Below are 17,186 nucleotides of genomic sequence, written 5' to 3'. Positions count from 1 at the left end.
TCAGACTTCCTTCTTCAGGCTGGGGTCGATGAGCACGTCGTCGCCGTCGATCTGGACGGCGAACACCGGGACGGGCTCGTAAGCGGGGAGGTTCAGGGGCTTGCCGGTGCGGAGCGAGAACGCCGAGCCGTGGGCCCAGCATTCGAGCGTGTCGCCCTCGACGAAGCCCTCGGAGAGGGAGATGTCGCCGTGCGTGCAGGTGTCGCCGATGGCGTGCACCTCACCGGCGGAGTCGAGCACCACGGCGATCGCGACGCCGTCGACGTCGACCTTCAGCGGGGTGTCCTGCTCGAGGTCGCTCAGCGCGCAGACGCGCGTGGCGCTCACGCGCCGGCTCCGATCGGATCCGCTCCCTCGGCGAGCTCCTTCTCGATGAGCGCCGTGAGCTCCTCCTCGAGGGAGGGGACGCCGATCTTCTGCACGGTCTCGGCGAGGAAGCCGAGAACGACGAGGCGGCGAGCCTCCTCCTCGGAGATGCCGCGAGCCTGCAGGTAGAACAGCTGCTCGTCGTCGAAGCGACCGGTCGCCGACGCGTGGCCTGCGCCCTTGATGTCGCCCGTCTGGATCTCGAGGTTCGGGATCGAATCGGCGCGCGCGCCGTTCGTGAGCACGAGGTTGCGGTTCGCCTCGTACGAGTCGGTGCCGGTGGCGTCGGGGCCGATCAGCACGTCGCCGATCCAGACGGTGCGGGCGCTCTCGCCCTGCAGCGCGCCCTTGTAGAGCACGTCACCCACGGTCTCGACGCCCTTGTGGTGCAGATACACCTGGCTCTCGAGGTGCTGGCCTGCGTCGCTGAACGCGAGGCCGTACATCTCGCCGTTCGATCCGGCGCCCGACAGCTCGAGGTTCGGGTTGACGCGCACGACGCCGCCGCCGAAGCTGACGACGACGTGGCGCACCGTGGCGTCGCGGTCGACGCGCGTCTGGTGTGCCGCGGCGTGGATCGCGTCGTCGTTCCACTGCTGGACGGTCACGACCGTGAGGTTCGCGCCGTCGCGGGCAATGATCTCGACGTTCTGCGCGTACTGCGCGGATCCCGCGTGGCGCAGCACGACTGTCGCCTTGCTGTGCTCGAGCGCCTCGATGACGAAGTGGCCGTCCGCACGGCGGTCGGCGCCGGCGCCGGTGATCTCGATCACGATGGGCTCGGCGACCTCGGCCTCGCGCGGCACGCGGACGTGAAGGGCCTCGGCCGCGCCCTGCCATGCGATGGCCGCGGGCAGGTCCTCGGGGACGAAGAACTCGCCGCGAGGGGCGTGGCCGATCTTCAGCGGCGCGCCGACGAACTCGCTGCCGGCCGTCACCTCGACCGTCACGCCGTCGTTCACGGCGGCGGGCGCGAGGAGGGGCTTCAGGCGGTTCAGCGGCGTGTGCTTCCAGTTCACCTCGCGGCCCGTCGGCACGCCGAAGTCGGCGGGCTCGTACGAGCGGAGGCGCTCCGAGCGGGTCTGCACCGGCACGCTGCCGGCGCGCGCGCTCGTGTCCGCGACCTGCGCCGCGGGGTCCACGTGGGCGTGCGTATCCTGCGCCGTCTCCGGCGCCGACGTCGACGTCGTCATATCAGCCGACCGATCCTTCCATGCCCATCTCGATGAGCTTGTTCAGCTCGAGGGCGTACTCCATGGGCAGTTCGCGTGCGATGGGCTCGATGAAGCCGCGCACGATCATGGCCATCGCCTCGTCCTCCGGCATGCCGCGCGACATGAGGTAGAACAGCTGCTCCTCGCTCACCTTCGACACGGTGGCCTCGTGACCGAGCTGCACGTCGTCGACGCGGATGTCGATCGCGGGGTACGTGTCGGAGCGCGACATCGTGTCGACGAGCAGCGCATCGCAGCGGACCGTGTTCGCCGAGTGATGGGCGTTCGCGTCGACGCGGACCTCGCCGCGGTAGCCGGCGCGGCCGCCGCCGCGGGCGATCGACTTGGAGACGATCGACGACTGCGTGTACGGCGCCATGTGGATCATCTTCGCGCCGGCGTCCTGGTGCTGACCGGGACCGGCGAAGGCCACGGAGAGGGTCTCGCCCTTCGCGTGCTCGCCCATCAGGAAGATCGACGGGTACTTCATCGTGACCTTCGAGCCGATGTTGCCGTCGATCCACTCCATGGTCGCTCCCTCGTGCGCCACGGCGCGCTTGGTGACCAGGTTGTAGACGTTGTTCGACCAGTTCTGGATCGTCGTGTACCGAACGCGGGCGTTCTTCTTCACGATGATCTCGACCACGGCCGAGTGCAGCGAGTCGCTCTTGTAGATCGGGGCGGTGCAGCCCTCGATGTAGTGGACGTAGGAGTCCTCGTCCGCGATGATCAGGGTCCGCTCGAACTGGCCCATGTTCTCGGTGTTGATGCGGAAGTAGGCCTGCAGCGGGATCTCGACGTGCACGCCCTTGGGCACGTACACGAACGATCCGCCCGACCAGACGGCGGTGTTCAGCGCGGCGAACTTGTTGTCGCCGGCCGGGATCACCGTGCCGAAGTACTCCTCGAAGAACTCGGGGTGCTCGCGCAGCGCCGTGTCGGTGTCCATGAAGATGACGCCCTGCGCCTCCAGGTCCTCGCGGATCTGGTGGTAGACGACCTCGGACTCGTACTGCGCGGCGACGCCGGCGACGAGGCGCTGGCGCTCGGCCTCGGGGATGCCGAGCTTCTCGTACGTGTTCTTGATGTCCTCCGGAAGGTCCTCCCACGACTGGGCCTGCTTCTCGGTGGAGCGCACGAAGTACTTGATGTTGTCGAAGTCGATGTCGCTGAGGTCGGCACCCCACGTCGGCATCGGCTTCTTGCCGAACAGGTCGAGACCCTTCAGACGGGTCTTGAGCATCCATTCGGGCTCGTTCTTGAGGGCGGAGATGTCGCGGACGACGGTATCGCTGAGTCCGCGACGTGCGCTGGCACCCGCGGCATCCGCGTCGTGCCAGCCGAACTCGTACACCCCCAGACCCTCGAGCTCGGGACGGTCGATCAGCACATCGGACATGGCGTCACACTCTCCTCATCAGGCCTCAGACGGTGTCAGCCGCCCCGACGATGCACTGGACGAGCCAGCACCTGCGCCGTAGGGCCTTTCACATGAGGCGCGAAGAACTCGCGCCTAGACTTGGAGCGGCGCGGCGAGACTCCTCGCGCGCATCCGCAGCACTCCCGATTCTACAGGTTCCGCCCTTCACCCGGCCGTTCGGCACCTGTCTTACGGGGTAACGCCAGGAGGCAAACCGTCATGTCCGCCGACGTCCTCGCGCCCGTCTCCCCTCGCCGCCCCGTGGCGAGCCACCGGCCCGGCCGCTCGCTGATGACCTTCGCGTGGCTGTCGTTCATCGCGGAGGTCGTGATCATCGGCACCGGCGGCGCGGTCCGCCTGACCGGATCGGGCCTCGGCTGCTCGGAATGGCCGCTGTGCACGCCCGAGTCGCTCGTGCCCACCGAGGAGCTCGGCATCCACGGGCTGATCGAGTTCGGCAACCGCACGATGACGGGAGTCGTCGGCATCCTGGCGCTTGCGGTGCTGGCGCTGACGCTCGTTCACCTGCGGGCTCGCCGCCTGCTCGTGACGGTCGGTTGGTTCGCGCTCGGCGGCATCGCGCTCGCCGCCTTGACGCTCGTCATCACCACGTCCTTCGTCGCCGCGGTCTCGGCCGCCCTCGTGGCCGTGATCGCCGCCGCGATCGTCACGATCCGGCGCGTCCCCGCCCGCCGCGACCTCCTGGTCCTCGCGTGGCTCGCCCTCATCGGCATCGTCGCGCAGGGCCTCGTCGGCGGGATCACGGTGCTCACCGGCCTGAACCCGTTCATCGTGGGATTCCACTACGCGAGCTCGGTCGTGCTCGTCACGCTGACCGCCGCCTATCTCGTGCGGGCATATGACGAGCCGGGGCCGCGCGAGCGCGCGGTGCCTGCATGGTTCGCCATCCTGACGCACGTGACGACGCTCGTCCTGGCGGCGACCATCGCGTTCGGCGTGCTGACGACCGGCAACGGGCCGCACTCCGGCGACCGGAACGTCATCCGGACCGGCTTCGACGCCACCGTCCTCGCGCACATCCACTCGTGGCCCGGCTACATCCTGCTCGGCCTCGTCGTGGTCCTGACCGTGGCGGCGGCGATGCTGCGGCTGCGCCCGCTGCGCTGGCTCGTTGTGCTGCTCGTGGTGATCGCCGTGCAGGTGGTCGTCGGCGTGATCCAGGCGCGCAACGGGCTCCCCGAGCTGCTGGTGGGAATCCACATGGTGCTGGCGGCGCTGTCCGCCGCGGCGTTCACCGTGGTTGTGCTGCGGCTGAAGCGCCCCGTGTGATCTCCGCTGCGACTGCGGGGCGCACGATTCCGCGAAGGTGGGGCCCGGGTCGCTTCGCTCCCCCCTCCTTCGCAGAATCGGCGCCCCTCCGTCTCCGCTGAGACGCGGCGGTCACTCGGCGCTCGTGGCCGTCGGCACCAGGATGCCGCGCGCGAGCGAGTGGAAGTGCCGGTTGAAGCCGAGGATGGCGGGCGTCGCCTCGTCCGGCAGCTCCAGGTGCTCGACGTCCAGCGCGTCGACCACGAAGAAGTAGCGGTGGACGCCGGTGCCGGGCGGCGGGGCGGCGCCGATGAACTGGCGCGTGCGCTGCTCGTTCGGCAGGGTGATGCCGGCCGGGGTCTCCCCCGTCGGGAACGATGTCACGTCGGCCGGGATGTCGTAGACCGCCCAGTGCCAGAAACCCGAGCCGGTCGGCGCGTCCGGATCGAAGCACGACAGCGCGAACGACTTCGTGCCCTCCGGCGCGCCCGACCAGGTGAGCTGAGGCGAGGTGTCGGATCCGCCGGCCTGCGACCCCCAGTGGACCTTGGCGAGCGGCTGATCGTGCGAGATGTCGGTGCTCGTGAGTGTCAGCGGCGCGAAGTCGCGCAGCGTGGCGAGTTCGGCATACGGGTCGTAAGAGAACATTGACCCTCCTTTCGCGGCCAGACTAGAGCGCCCGCATCCCGCGCGCGCGGGCCTTGACGGGACGCGTCCAGCAGATCCATAGGGGCCGCATGAGTCCCGCACCGGCTCGGTGGGAAAGGTGGGTGGCTGCCCGACCCGGCCGCCGTTGCGGCCAGACCATGGAGGAACATGTCCGTCGCTCAGACCACCCCCGTCCGCCGTCCGCGTCTCGTGCGCAGCGTCGCCTACTGGGTCCTTGTGCTCGCCTCGGTCGCGAGCCTCGCACTCGGCGTGCTGCTGACCGTGCCGAACATCGGCGTGATGACGTCGAGCCTGCTCGACGGCAGCGCCACGGGTGTCGAGGTGTACTCGGGGCAGGCGTGGGTCACGCTCGGCGCGGCGCTCGCCGGTGCCGGCGTGCTCGGCATCCTGTTCGCCCTGGCGCTCGCCGCCGCGGCTTCGCTGATCCCGCGCGCCGTTGTGACCGAGACGGCCCCGGAGGTCGTCGCGGAGCCCGAGAGCGAGGCCGCCGACGTCGACCTCGCGACCACCGGCGCGCGCGACTGACGCCCCACCCCTCGGGCCCCGTCCTGTGCCACGCCTTCGCGTGCGCGCCGGGCGGGGCTTTCGGCGTCCGTCAGGCTGCGGCGGCCGCGCTGCGGCGGCGCTGCAGGAGGTCGGCGACGCCGGCGAGGAGCGCGACGAGCAGGAATGCGCCCACCGCCGCCATCCCGAAGGCGTAGGCGTCGTGGTAGACGACGACATCCGTCGCCGTCCCCTGCTCGCGGTACACCGTCGCGTAGAACAGCGACAGCGCGACCGCGGTGCCGATCGCCGTGCCGAAGCGCTGACCGAGCTGCCCGACCGATCCGGCGAGCCCCGCCTGGTGGACCGGCACCTCGGCGTACATCAGCGTCTGGTTCGGCGAGATCACGAGGCCGCCGCCGAGGCCGGCGATGACCATGATCCCGGCCATGATGAAGCCGACCGCGCCCACCGGGGCGAAGACGGCCGCCGCGACGAGCCCGACGGCGCCGGCGAGCATCGTGGCGACGCCGGTGACGACGAGTGCGCGCCCTATCCGCGCGACGAGGCGTCCGCCGAGCCACGCGGTCAGCGAGCTGGTGAGCGCGAAGCCGATCGTGACGAGAGCCGCGTGAAGCGGATCGAAGTGCACGCCGATCTGCAGGAACAGCGTGGTGAGCAGGAACATCGCCGGCATCGCGGAGAAGTACGCCGTGCCGACGAGCGCGCCGTTGCGGAACGAGGAGACGCCGAACAGCCCCAGGGGCAGCAACGGCGCGCGCCCGATCGCGGCGTAGCGCCGCTCCCACCACAGCGTCACGGCGAGCAGCACCGCGAAGGCCGCGAGCGACCACCAGCGGGCTGGCGGGTCCTCCGGCGATCCGGTCGTGAACAGGAACGGCAGCATCAGCGCGATCACCGTCGCCCCGAACAGCGCCGTGCCGACCGGGTCGAGCTCGAGGCGCGGTCGCGGCCCGTCGGCGGCCCGGTGCCCGTCGCGGGGAAGCAGCCGCACGGCGAACCAGATCGCGATCAGCCCGGCGGGGAGGTTCATCCAGAAGATCCCGCGCCAGCCGTCCGCGGCGCCGCCGAGCCCGATCAGGATGCCGCCCGTCAGCGGGCCGAATGCGGTGGCGAGGCCGATCGTCGCGCCGAACAGACCGAAGGCCCGTCCCCGCTCCGCGCCCCTGAACAGCTGCTGGATGAGCCCCATCACCTGGGGCATGTGGATTCCCGCCGCGACTCCCTGCAGCACGCGTCCGACGAGCAGCACCTCGGCGTTCGGCGCGACGGCGCACAGCACCGACGCGAGCGTGAACAGCGCGAGGCCGACGACGAACAGCGTGCGCCGCGACCGCTGGTCGCCGACGCGCCCCATCGGCACCATCAGCAGACCGAGCGCGAGCACGTAGCTCGACACCACAAGCTGCAGCTCCGTGGAGCCGACCTCGAACGCCGCCTCGATCGACGGCAGCGCGACGTTGACCTTCGTCATGTCGAGGATCGTCAGGCTGGCGACGCCCGCACAGACCCAGAACGCGGGCCAGGGGCTGAGGCCGGCGGTGGACGAGGGCTCGACGGAGCGTGCGCCGCTCACGTCAGAACGGCAGCAGCGGGTCGATCGCGACGGCGACGAAGACGAGCGTGAGGTACGTGATCGAGGCGTGGAACACGCGCATCGGCCCGGCGGTCTCGCGCCTCACCGTGCGGTTGTACAGGCGGTGCGACTCGTAGAGGAACCAGCCGCCGAACACCAGCGCCGACACCGTGTAGACCAGGCCCATGCCGGCGACCGGGATCAGCAGCAGCGAGCACGCCACCGTGGCCCACGCGTACAGGATGATCTGCAGGCCGACCTGCACGCCGTCGCGCGTCGCGCCCAGCATCGGCACGTCGGTGTTCGCGTAGTCGGCCGCGTACTTGATCGAGAGCGGCCAGTAGTGCGGCGGCGTCCACAGGAACACGAGCGCGAACAGGATGAAGGCCGCCCAGTCGAGCGAGTTCGCGACGGCCGCCCAGCCGATCAGCACCGGGAAGCAGCCCGCGATGCCGCCCCACACGATGTTCTGCTCGGTACGGCGCTTGAGGATCATCGTGTAGATGACGACGTAGAAGAAGATCGCCGTCGCGGACAGCGCCGCGGTCAGCACGTTGGTGGTGAGCAGGAACCACACGGTCGAGACGATCGCCAGCGTCCACGCGAAGATCAGCGCGTTGCGCGGCGGGATCTCGCCGGTCACGATCGGCCGGTTCTCGGTGCGCTGCATGTGCGCGTCGATGTCGCGGTCGATGTACATGTTGAACGCCGCGGCGGATCCGGCGCTCATCGAGCCGCCGATCACCGTGGCGAGCACCAGCCAGAGGTTCGGCATCCCGTCGGCGGCGAGGAACATCACCGGAACGGTCGACACCAGCAGCAGCTCGAGCACGCGGGGCTTCGTGAGAGCCACGTACGCGCGCACCTTGCGGCCGAAGCCGGCCCTGCTGCGGTTCGACGTCGAGGTCTCCGGCGCGATCGTCGACATGCCGATGCTTCTCCTTCTGCGACCTCGATTACGACCTGGGCGCCGTCGCACGCGGGTGACGGTGCGGACGCGCCCGGGAACGGCCCTTCGATTCTAGGGCATCGGCGGGACCTCACGACGCGCACGGCACCCCGGTGAGCGGCACGATACGCGCCCGTCACCGCGCCGTCTCAGAGCGCGCGATCGGGTATGTCACGCTCCGTCTCGGGACTCGATCCCGGCCATTTCCCCAGCGCTATGCTGGGGGCACACGCGCGCCACGCGCCGGTTGCTCCACCGTGCTTTTCACTCCAGTGCTGTCACGGCCACGATGCGCCGGCGCACGGGCGCACCACCCCACCACGAAAGGCGATCCGGTGACGGCACTGCGTTGGGATGAGATCGACAGGCGCGCCGTGGACACGGCCCGCGCCCTTGCGGCGGACTCCGTCGAGAAGGTCGGCAACGGCCACCCGGGGACGGCGATGAGCCTCGCCCCCGCGGCGTACCTGCTGTACCAGCGGGTGCTGCGGCACGACCCGAGCGACGTGCACTGGCCCGGTCGCGACCGGTTCATCCTGTCGGCCGGCCACTCGTCGCTGACGCAGTACGTGCAGCTCTACCTCGGCGGCTTCGGGCTCGAGCTCGACGACCTCAAGGCGCTGCGCACGTGGGGCTCGCTCACCCCGGGCCACCCGGAGTACGGCCACACCGACGGCGTCGAGATCACGACCGGCCCCCTCGGCCAGGGCCTCGCCTCGTCGGTGGGCTTCGCGTACGCTGCCCGCTACGAGCGCGGCCTGTTCGACCCGGAGGCCCCGGCGGGCGAGAGCCCGTTCGACCACTTCGTCTACGTCATCGCCGGTGACGGCGACCTCCAGGAGGGCGTCACCAGCGAGGCCGGATCGCTCGCCGGTCACCAGCAGCTCGGCAACCTCATCGCGATCTACGACTCGAACCAGATCTCGATCGAGGACGACACGAACGTCGCCTTCACCGAGGACGTCGCCGCGCGCTACGAGGCGTACGGCTGGCAGGTGCAGGTCGTCGACTGGAAGACGTCGGGCGAGTACGTCGAGGACGTCGCCGCGCTCCACGCCGCGATCGAGGCCGCGAAGGCCGAGACCACCAAGCCGTCGCTGATCGTCCTGAAGACGATCATCGGATGGCCCTCGCCCGGCAAACAGAACACGGGCAAGATCCACGGCTCGGCGCTGGGCGCCGACGAGCTCGCCGCCACCAAGAAGGTGCTCGGCTTCGACCCCGAGCAGACCTTCGCGGTCGCCGACGACGTCCTCGCGCACACCCGCGCGCTCGCCGAGCGCGGTGCCGCGGCGAAGGCCGAGTGGCAGCAGAAGTTCGACGCGTGGGCCGAGGCGAACCCCGAGCGCAAGGCGCTGTGGGACCGCCTGCAGGCCGGCACCCTGCCCGAGGGCATCGAGAGCGCGCTGCCGGTGTTCGAGGCGGGCAAGGACGTCTCGACCCGTGCCGCGTCGGGCCAGGTCATCAACGCCCTCGCCGCCGAGCTCCCCGAGCTCTGGGGCGGATCGGCCGACCTCGCCGAGTCGAACCTCACCACGATCAAGGACGCCAAGTCGTTCATCCCGGCCGAGTGGTCGACGCACGAGTGGAGCGGCAGCCCTTACGGCCGTGTGCTGCACTTCGGCATCCGCGAGCACGCGATGGGCGCGATCGTCAACGGCATCGTGCTGCACGGCCCCACGCGCGCCTTCGGCGGCACGTTCCTGATCTTCAGCGACTACATGCGCCCCGCGGTGCGACTCGCGGCCCTCATGGACATCCCGAGCGTGTTCGTCTGGACGCACGACTCGGTCGCCCTCGGCGAGGACGGCCCGACGCACCAGCCGATCGAGCAGCTCGCGACGCTGCGCGCCATCCCGAACTTCACGGTGGTGCGCCCGGCCGACGCCAACGAGACCGCCGTCGTGTGGCTCGAGATCCTCAAGCGTCGCGGCGGCCCGTCGGGAATCGCCCTGACCCGCCAGAACATCCCGGTGTTCGAGCGCGGCGACGGCGAGGCGACGGGCGACACGTTCGCGTCCGCGTCGCTCGCGGCCAAGGGCGCGTACGTCCTCGCCGAGGCGCCCAACGGCACGCCCGACGTCATCCTGATCGCCACCGGCTCCGAGGTGCAGCTGGCGGTCGCCGCCCGCGAGACGCTCGCGGCCGAGGGCGTGAACGCCCGCGTTGTGTCGGCCCCCTCGCTCGAGTGGTTCGCTGAGCAGGACGAGGCGTACCGCGAGAGCGTGCTTCCCTCGGGCGTCAAGGCGCGCGTGTCCGTCGAGGCCGGCCTCGGCCTCACGTGGCGCGGCATCGTCGGCGACAGCGGCCGCTCGGTCTCGATCGAGCACTTCGGCGCCTCGGCCGACTACAAGACCCTGTTCGAGAAGTTCGGCATCACCGCCGAAGCCGTGGTGAACGCGGCCCGCGAGACCATCAAGGAGAACGCATGACCACCCCCACCGCAGCTCTCGCCGCACAGGGCGTCAGCATCTGGCTCGACGACCTCTCGCGTCAGCGCATCACGACGGGCAACCTCGCCGAGCTCATCGAGACGCGCGACGTCTCCGGCGTGACGACGAACCCGACGATCTTCCAGGGCGCCATCTCGGCCGGCATCGGCTACGAGGAGGCGATCGCTGCCCAGGCGGCCGCCGGTGCGTCCGTCGACGAGGCGATCTTCGCCATCACGACGACGGACGTGCGCGACGCATCGGACATCTTCCGTCCGGTCTACGACGCCACGGGCGGCGTCGACGGCCGCGTGTCGATCGAGGTCTCCCCCGACCTCGCCCACGACACCGAGGCCACGATCGCCCAGGCGAAGGAGCTGCACGCCGCGGTCGACCGTGAGAACGTCCTGATCAAGATCCCCGCGACCCTCGCTGGCCTGCCGGCGATCACCGAGGTCATCGGCGCCGGGATCAGCGTCAACGTCACGCTCATCTTCAGCCTCGAGCGGTACGACCTCGTGATCGATGCCTACCTCGCCGGCCTCGAGAAGGCGCAGGCCGCCGGCCTCGACCTCTCGAAGATCCACTCGGTGGCGTCGTTCTTCGTCTCCCGCGTGGACACCGAGGTCGACAAGCGCCTCGCCGCCCTCGGCACGGACGACGCGAAGGACCTGGTCGGCAAGGCGGGCCTCGCGAACGCCCGTCTCGCGTACGAGCTGTTCGAGAAGCGGTTCGCCGAGAGCCGCGCGAGCGACCTCGTCGCCGCGGGTGCAAACGTCCAGCGTCCCCTGTGGGCGTCGACCGGCGTCAAGGACCCGGCGCTGCCCGACACGCTCTACGTCACGGGCCTCGTCGCGCCCGGCACTGTCAACACCATGCCGGCCAAGACGCTGGAGGCGACCTTCGACCACGCCGAGATCACGGGTGACACCGTGACCGGCGCGTACGCCGAGGCGCACGACGTGTTCGACAAGCTCGCCGCGGCGGGAATCGACCTCATCGACGTGACCGAGGTGCTCGAGGTCGAGGGCGTCGACAAGTTCATCGCCTCGTGGCACGACCTCCAGGAGACCGTGAAGGCCGCCCTGGAGAGCGCCGCGAAGGGGACGGACGCGTGACCTTCTCGATCCGCGTCTCGGGCGATGCCGAGACCGCGGTCGCCACGCACCTGCCGACGCTGATCGGCGACTACGTCGCCTCGAGCATCACGAACCTCAACCCCACCCTGTGGGGCCCCGAGGCCGAGGAGGAGTCGGCGAAGCGCCTCGGCTGGGTGCAGGCCGTCGAGGTCTCGCGCCCGCTCGTGGCCGAGATCCTCGCCCTGCGCGAGGAGCTCGCGGCAAAGGGCGTCGACCGCTTCGTGCTCGGCGGCATGGGCGGCTCGTCGCTCGCGCCCGAGGTCATCACCCAGACGGCCGGGGTCGAGCTCACCATCCTCGACTCGACGTCCCCGGGCCAGGTCCTCGCCGCACTCGACGGCGGCCTCGAGCGCACCGCGCTCGTTGTGTCGTCCAAGTCGGGCTCGACCGTCGAGACCGACTCGCAGCGCCGCGCCTTCGAGGCAGCCTTCCGCGACCTCGGCATCGATCCCGCCGAGCGGATCATCGTCGTCACCGACCCCGGATCCCCGCTCGACGAGTCGGCGCGCGCCGCGGGCTACCGCGTGTTCAACGCCGACCCGAACGTCGGCGGCCGCTACTCGGCCCTCACCGCGTTCGGGCTCGTCCCCTCGGGGCTCGCCGGCGTCGACATCGACGAGCTCCTGGACGAGGCCGAGGCCTCGCTGCTCGAGGTCGCGATCGACGCGCCCGAGAACCCCGCGCTGGTGCTCGCCGCGGCGATCGCCGGCACGCAGACGCCCGATGGCTCGACCCGGCGCGACAAGCTCGGCCTGATCACGGACGGCACGCACATCGTGGGCCTGCCCGACTGGATCGAGCAGCTCATCGCCGAGTCCACGGGCAAGCAGGGCACGGGCATCCTCCCCGTCGTGCTGCTGCCGGTCTCCCCCGAGCTCGAGTCGAAGCCGGCCGACCTGCAGATCGTGCGCCTCGTCGACGACGCCGACGAGGTGGAGCACCGTCACCACGGCGAGATCCTCGTCAGCGGCACGCTCGGCGCGCAGTTCGTCGTGTGGGAGTACGCAACGGCGATCGCTGGTCGCATGCTCGGCATCAACCCGTTCGACCAGCCCGACGTCGAGTCGGCGAAGGTCGCGGCCCGCGGCCTTCTCGACGCGCGCCCCGAGCCGACCGCTCCGGCGTTCGTCGAGGCCGGCGTCGAGGTGCGCGTGAGCGACCCGGCCCTCGCCGCCAGCGGCACGGTGCAGGGCGTCCTCGACGCCCTCTGGGCCGCGCTGCCTGCCGACGGCTACGTGTCGATCCAGGCATACGTGAACCGCCTCGAGGTCCCGCAGCTGCAGGGCCTGCGCGAGATGGTCGCGGCCGACTCCGGTCGCCCGACGACCTTCGGCTGGGGTCCGCGCTTCCTCCACTCGACCGGCCAGTACCACAAGGGCGGTCCGGCGCAGGGAGTGTTCCTGCAGATCACCGAGCGCACCGAGGTCGACGTCGAGATCCCCGAGCGTCCGTTCACGTTCGGTCAGCTGATCGAGGCGCAGGCCGCCGGCGATGCGAACGTGCTCAGCGAGCACGGCCGACCCGTCGTCACGCTGACGCTCACCGACCCGCAGGCCGAGATCGTCGCGCTGTTCGAGGCGGCACAGTGACGGACGCCGCTGGACCGGTGCAGATCGCCCGCGGGATCAACCCGCTGCGGGACCCGTCAGACCGACGGCTCAACCGCATCTCGGGGCCGAGCGCGCTGGTGATCTTCGGCGTGACGGGAGACCTGTCGCGCAAGAAGCTCATGCCGGCCGTGTACGACCTCGCCAACCGCGGCCTCCTGCCGCCCGGATTCGCGCTCGTCGGCTTCGCCCGCCGCGACTGGGAGGACCAGGACTTCGCGAAGGTCGTCCACGACGCCGTCAAGCAGTACTCGCGCACGGAGTTCCGCGAGGAGACGTGGCAGCAGCTGCAGCAGGGAATCCGGTTCGTGCAGGGCGAGTTCGACGACCCCGAGGCGTTCCGGCGACTGCGCGAGACGGTCGACCGTCTCGACGTCGAGCGCGGCACGATGGGGAACCACGCGTTCTACCTGTCGATCCCGCCGAAGGCATTCCCCGTGGTAGCCCAGCAGCTGCTCGACTCGGGACTCGTCGACGACAGCCCGGACGACGACCGCTGGCGCCGCGTGGTGATCGAGAAGCCGTTCGGCCACGACCTCGCCTCGGCGCGCGAGCTGAACGACTCGCTCGAGGCCGCGTTCCCCGCCGACTCGATCTTCCGGATCGACCACTACCTCGGCAAGGAGACGGTCCAGAACATCCTGGCGCTGCGCTTCGCGAACGAGCTCTACGAGCCGATCTGGAACCGCAACTACGTCGATCACGTGCAGATCACCATGGCCGAGGACATCGGCGTGGGCGGTCGCGCGGGGTACTACGACGGGGTCGGCGCGGCACGCGACGTCATCCAGAACCACCTGCTGCAGCTCCTCGCGCTCACCGCGATGGAGGAGCCCATCAGCCTCTCGGCCGAGCACCTGCGCGCCGAGAAGGAGAAGGTGCTCGCCGCCGTCCGGCTGCCGGAGGACCTGTCCACCGCCACCGCGCGCGGCCAGTACGCGGGCGGCTGGCAGGGCGGCGAGCAGGTGTGCGGCTTCCTCGAGGAAGAGGGCATGAACCCTCAGTCGACGACGGAGACGTACGCGGCGATCAAGCTCGAGATCAACACCCGCCGCTGGGCGGGAGTGCCGTTCTACGTGCGGTCGGGCAAGCGCCTCGGCCGCCGCGTGACCGAGATCGCGGTCGTGTTCAAGCGCGCCCCCGAGCACCTGTTCACGCGCGGTCAGACGGCCGAGCTCGGGCAGAACGCGCTGGTCATCCGAGTCCAGCCGGACGAGGGCGTCACCATCCGCTTCGGCTCCAAGGTGCCCGGCTACGGCACCCAGGTGCGCGATGTGACGATGGACTTCGGCTACGGCCACGCGTTCACCGAGGCGAGCCCCGAGGCGTACGAGCGTCTCATCCTCGACGTCCTGCTCGGCGACCCGCCGCTCTTCCCCCGTCACGAGGAGGTCGAGCTGTCCTGGAAGATCCTCGACCCGGTCGAGGAGTACTGGGCCTCGCTCGGCGGCCCGCTCGAGCAGTACGACTCGGGCTCGTGGGGTCCGCCCTCGGCCGATGAGCTCCTTGCCCGCGACGGCCGCGTCTGGAGGCGCCCGTGATCATCGATCTGCCCGACACCACCGTCAGCAAGGTCGCCCGCCAGCTCGTCAGCACGCGCGAGGAGGGCGGCGCCGTCGCCCTCGGCCGCGTGCTCACCCTCGTCATCAAGTCGCACCGCGGCTTCGAGGAGGAGGCGATCGAGGCGGCCAACGACGCGTCGCGCGAGCACCCGATGCGCGTCATCGTGCTCGTGACGGACGCCGAGGGCGACGCGCGTCTCGACGCGCAGATCCGCGTCGGCAGCGACGCGGGCGCCAGCGAGGTCATCGTGCTGCAGGCATACGGCGACGCGGCGAGCAACGAGTCGACGCTGCTCACCGGTCTGCTGCTTCCCGACGCGCCCGTCGTGGCCTGGTGGCCGGATGAGCCGCCGTCCCAGCCGGGGGCGTCGGCCCTCGGTCGGATCGCGCAGCGCCGCATCACCGACACGTCCACCGCGCCGTATTCATCGGACCGGCTCGCGAAGCTCGAGGAGTCGTACACGCCCGGCGACACCGACCTGGCGTGGACGCGGCTGACGAACTGGCGCGAGCAGCTCGCGGCGGTGCTCGACCAGCCGCCGTACGAGCCCGTCACCGCGGTCTCCGTGCGCGGCGCGTCGACCTCCCCGTCGACCGCGCTGCTCGCGGCCTGGCTCGGGCTCGCGCTCGACCTTCCCGTCGACTGGCAGTACGAGGATCCGGCGGTCTGGGATCACGGGATCCACTCGGTGCGCCTCACGCGGCCGAGCGGCGACATCCTGCTCGAGCGTCAGACCGAGTCGCTCGCGCTGCTCACGCAGCCCGGGCAGCCCGACCACGAGCTGCACCTCCCCCGTCGCTCGCTGCGCGAGTGCCTCGCGGAGGAGCTGCGCCGCCTCGACCCCGACACGCTCTACGGGCGGGTCATCAGCGACGGCTGGTCGCGCCTGACCGAGCCTCGGGAGTCGGCATGAGCGATCGTCGTGTCGTCGTCCTGCCCGACAAGGCGCAGCTCGTCGAGGGAGTCGCGAACCGCTTCGTCGGCCGCCTCGCCCAGCTGACGCAGGAGGGCCGGCCGGTGCACATCTCGCTCACCGGCGGGTCGATGGGCTCCGCCGTGCTCGCCGCGACGGCCGCGCACGGCTGGGCGTCGAACATCGACTGGTCGCTTGTGCACTTCTGGTGGAGCGACGAGCGGTTCGTGCCGCGCGCCGACGCCGAGCGCAACGCGGGACAGGCGCGTGACGCGCTGCTGGAGCGCATCAGCGTTCCCGCGGAGAACGTGCACGAGCCTGCCGCGTCCGACGACGGCATCACGCTTGACCAGGCCGCCGACGCCTACGCCGCCGAGCTCGCGCGCTACGGCGAGGACGACCGGCCGTGGCCCGCGTTCGACGTGTGCTTCCTCGGGGTCGGCCCCGACGGCCACATCGCGTCGCTGTTCCCCGACCGCAGCGAGGTGCTCGTCACCGACCGCGCGGTGCTGCCTGTGCGCGAGTCGCCCAAGCCCCCGCCCGAGCGGATCACGTTCACGCTGCCGGTGATCAACACCTCGGCCGACATCTGGATGGTCGTCGCCGGCGCCGACAAGGCGTCGGCCCTCGGCCTCACGCTCGCGGGAGCGGGCCAGGCGGGCGTCCCGGCCGCCGGCGCGTCCGGCACCGCCGACACGGTCGTGTTCGTCGACCAGGATGCCGCCGCGGACGTCCCCGAGGATCTGATCGACCCGGAGTACTGAGCACTCCCGCTCGTTGAGCGAGCGAAGCGAGTCGAAACGGCCCGGACTTCCCATGGCATCTGCCGCAGGGGAGTCCGGGCCGTTTCGTCTCGTCGCTTCGCTCCTCGCTCAACGACCGGAGTCGGGTGGGAGCAGCAGACGCGTGCTGCGCGTGAAGGCTTACTGGCCGCGCTTCTCGCGCAGCTTCTGGAGCGCCTCGTCGAGCAGCTCCTCGGCCTCGTCGTCGGTGCGACGCTCCTTCACGTAGGCGAGGTGCGTCTTGTACGGCTCGTTCTTGGCGACGGCGGGAGGGTTGTCCTTGTCGCGCCCCGCGGGAAGCCCCGAGTGCGGGTGGTCGACGATGTCGGGGATCTCCTCCTCGGGGAGCCCCGCCGCATAGTGGCGCACCGTCTCGTTGCCGAGCCCGTCCCAGTAGCTCACCGAGATGCGGTCGGCGTGGTGCCCGTGGTCCTGCTCCCCCATGGGGCCGGAGCCGACGCGCGTGCCGCGGATCGCGTTACCACCGACGGCCATGTCAGAGCACCGAGGCCTTCGTGATGAGGCCGAGGCCCACGATGGAGAAGAACCACACGAGGGCGAGCACGATGGTCAGGATGTTGAGGTTTCGCTCGGCGAGGCCCGACGAGCCCATCGCCTGCGACATGCCACCGCCGAACATGTCGGAGAGCCCGCCGCCCCGTCCCTTGTGCAGCAGGATCAGCAGCGTCAGGAGCAGGCTGGTGAGCCCCAGCAGCACCTGGAGGATGAATTCGATGACCGACACTAAGGAGACCTTTCGTGGGTGCGGAACGGAGAACCCGC

At 70.5% G+C, this 17,186-nt stretch carries 16 protein-coding genes; 8 read left to right on the top strand and 8 right to left on the bottom strand.

The features are described 5' to 3' along the window. From ABD161_RS04220 to sufB, 3 genes are read right to left on the bottom strand one after another with little or no spacing between them, the layout of a single operon-like run. The gene (locus ABD161_RS04220) at positions 1 to 327 is read right to left on the bottom strand and encodes a non-heme iron oxygenase ferredoxin subunit (protein WP_343999978.1); all 327 of its coding nucleotides are present in this window, start codon (positions 325 to 327) and stop codon (positions 1 to 3) included. Further along, positions 324 to 1,559, bottom strand: a complete 1,236-nt coding sequence (sufD, locus tag ABD161_RS04215; RefSeq protein WP_343999976.1) for a Fe-S cluster assembly protein SufD — start codon at positions 1,557 to 1,559, stop codon at positions 324 to 326. Before sufD ends, ABD161_RS04220 begins: the two co-directional genes overlap by 4 nt. A gap of 1 nt (position 1,560) precedes the next feature. Next, positions 1,561 to 2,979 (bottom strand): Fe-S cluster assembly protein SufB, encoded by a 1,419-nt coding sequence (gene sufB, locus ABD161_RS04210; RefSeq protein WP_135113556.1) that lies wholly within the window; start codon positions 2,977 to 2,979, stop codon positions 1,561 to 1,563. A gap of 240 nt (positions 2,980 to 3,219) precedes the next feature. Here sufB and ABD161_RS04205 point away from each other — a divergent pair, with 240 nt between their 5' ends. Then, positions 3,220 to 4,290, top strand: a complete 1,071-nt coding sequence (locus ABD161_RS04205) for a COX15/CtaA family protein (RefSeq protein ID WP_343999973.1) — start codon at positions 3,220 to 3,222, stop codon at positions 4,288 to 4,290. Positions 4,291 to 4,401: 111 nt separating this feature from the next. Here the strand turns inward: ABD161_RS04205 and ABD161_RS04200 are convergent, their stop codons facing one another. Continuing rightward, positions 4,402 to 4,917 carry a YbhB/YbcL family Raf kinase inhibitor-like protein gene (locus tag ABD161_RS04200; protein ID WP_343999971.1) on the bottom strand — a complete coding sequence of 172 codons (516 nt, stop codon included), beginning with the start codon at positions 4,915 to 4,917 and terminating at the stop codon, positions 4,402 to 4,404. 168 nt (positions 4,918 to 5,085) lie between these two features. Between ABD161_RS04200 and ABD161_RS04195 the strand changes: the two genes are divergently transcribed. Further along, positions 5,086 to 5,463, top strand: coding sequence for a dinucleotide-utilizing enzyme (locus ABD161_RS04195; protein ID WP_343999969.1), 378 nt, complete (start codon positions 5,086 to 5,088; stop codon positions 5,461 to 5,463). A gap of 70 nt (positions 5,464 to 5,533) precedes the next feature. On the opposite strand, the gene ABD161_RS04190 is transcribed toward ABD161_RS04195, so the two are convergent. Beyond that, positions 5,534 to 7,018 (bottom strand): MFS transporter, encoded by a 1,485-nt coding sequence (locus tag ABD161_RS04190; RefSeq protein ID WP_343999967.1) that lies wholly within the window; start codon positions 7,016 to 7,018, stop codon positions 5,534 to 5,536. A 1-nt stretch (position 7,019) separates the two neighbouring features. Beyond that, complete coding sequence (locus ABD161_RS04185; RefSeq protein WP_135113562.1) at positions 7,020 to 7,946, bottom strand: heme o synthase; 927 nt, start codon at positions 7,944 to 7,946, stop codon at positions 7,020 to 7,022. Positions 7,947 to 8,302: 356 nt separating this feature from the next. Here ABD161_RS04185 and tkt point away from each other — a divergent pair, with 356 nt between their 5' ends. The 6 genes from tkt to pgl are packed head-to-tail and all read left to right on the top strand — an operon-like array spanning position 8,303 to position 16,385. Then, the gene (gene tkt, locus ABD161_RS04180; protein WP_343999965.1) at positions 8,303 to 10,399 is read left to right on the top strand and encodes a transketolase; all 2,097 of its coding nucleotides are present in this window, start codon (positions 8,303 to 8,305) and stop codon (positions 10,397 to 10,399) included. After that, complete coding sequence (gene tal, locus ABD161_RS04175; RefSeq protein WP_135113566.1) at positions 10,396 to 11,517, top strand: transaldolase; 1,122 nt, start codon at positions 10,396 to 10,398, stop codon at positions 11,515 to 11,517. Before tkt ends, tal begins: the two co-directional genes overlap by 4 nt. After that, entirely contained in the window at positions 11,514 to 13,127 is a 1,614-nt protein-coding gene (locus ABD161_RS04170; RefSeq protein ID WP_343999963.1) for a glucose-6-phosphate isomerase, read from the top strand. The genes tal and ABD161_RS04170 overlap by 4 nt, the downstream gene beginning before the upstream one ends. Next, positions 13,124 to 14,686 (top strand): glucose-6-phosphate dehydrogenase, encoded by a 1,563-nt coding sequence (zwf, locus tag ABD161_RS04165; protein ID WP_343999961.1) that lies wholly within the window; start codon positions 13,124 to 13,126, stop codon positions 14,684 to 14,686. The genes ABD161_RS04170 and zwf overlap by 4 nt, the downstream gene beginning before the upstream one ends. Beyond that, entirely contained in the window at positions 14,683 to 15,621 is a 939-nt protein-coding gene (locus tag ABD161_RS04160; protein ID WP_135113570.1) for a glucose-6-phosphate dehydrogenase assembly protein OpcA, read from the top strand. The genes zwf and ABD161_RS04160 overlap by 4 nt, the downstream gene beginning before the upstream one ends. Then, entirely contained in the window at positions 15,618 to 16,385 is a 768-nt protein-coding gene (gene pgl, locus ABD161_RS04155; protein WP_343999958.1) for a 6-phosphogluconolactonase, read from the top strand. The genes ABD161_RS04160 and pgl overlap by 4 nt, the downstream gene beginning before the upstream one ends. A 159-nt stretch (positions 16,386 to 16,544) precedes the next feature. Here the strand turns inward: pgl and ABD161_RS04150 are convergent, their stop codons facing one another. Both ABD161_RS04150 and secG read right to left on the bottom strand, forming a co-directional pair. After that, positions 16,545 to 16,898, bottom strand: a complete 354-nt coding sequence (locus tag ABD161_RS04150; protein ID WP_135113574.1) for an RNA polymerase-binding protein RbpA — start codon at positions 16,896 to 16,898, stop codon at positions 16,545 to 16,547. Between the two features lies 1 nt (position 16,899). Then, complete coding sequence (secG, locus tag ABD161_RS04145; protein WP_135113576.1) at positions 16,900 to 17,148, bottom strand: preprotein translocase subunit SecG; 249 nt, start codon at positions 17,146 to 17,148, stop codon at positions 16,900 to 16,902. Between the last annotated feature and the right edge of the window lie 38 nt (positions 17,149 to 17,186).

The organism is Microbacterium paludicola (assembly GCF_039529675.1).
In the GTDB taxonomy this organism is placed as follows: Bacteria; Actinomycetota; Actinomycetes; order Actinomycetales; family Microbacteriaceae; genus Microbacterium; species Microbacterium paludicola.
This window is presented reverse-complemented; position numbering and strand designations above follow the sequence as displayed.

Excerpts from the sequence above, each read along its gene's own strand:
- sufD (WP_343999976.1), bottom strand. The coding sequence starts at position 1,559 with ATGACGACGTCGACGTCGGCGCCGGAGACGGCGCAGGATACGCACGCC.
- sufB (WP_135113556.1), bottom strand. The coding sequence starts at position 2,979 with ATGTCCGATGTGCTGATCGACCGTCCCGAGCTCGAGGGTCTGGGGGTG.
- ABD161_RS04205 (WP_343999973.1), top strand. The coding sequence starts at position 3,220 with ATGTCCGCCGACGTCCTCGCGCCCGTCTCCCCTCGCCGCCCCGTGGCG.
- ABD161_RS04200 (WP_343999971.1), bottom strand. The coding sequence starts at position 4,917 with ATGTTCTCTTACGACCCGTATGCCGAACTCGCCACGCTGCGCGACTTC.
- ABD161_RS04195 (WP_343999969.1), top strand. The coding sequence starts at position 5,086 with ATGTCCGTCGCTCAGACCACCCCCGTCCGCCGTCCGCGTCTCGTGCGC.
- ABD161_RS04185 (WP_135113562.1), bottom strand. The coding sequence starts at position 7,946 with ATGTCGACGATCGCGCCGGAGACCTCGACGTCGAACCGCAGCAGGGCC.
- tal (WP_135113566.1), top strand. The coding sequence starts at position 10,396 with ATGACCACCCCCACCGCAGCTCTCGCCGCACAGGGCGTCAGCATCTGG.
- pgl (WP_343999958.1), top strand. The coding sequence starts at position 15,618 with ATGAGCGATCGTCGTGTCGTCGTCCTGCCCGACAAGGCGCAGCTCGTC.
- ABD161_RS04150 (WP_135113574.1), bottom strand. The coding sequence starts at position 16,898 with ATGGCCGTCGGTGGTAACGCGATCCGCGGCACGCGCGTCGGCTCCGGC.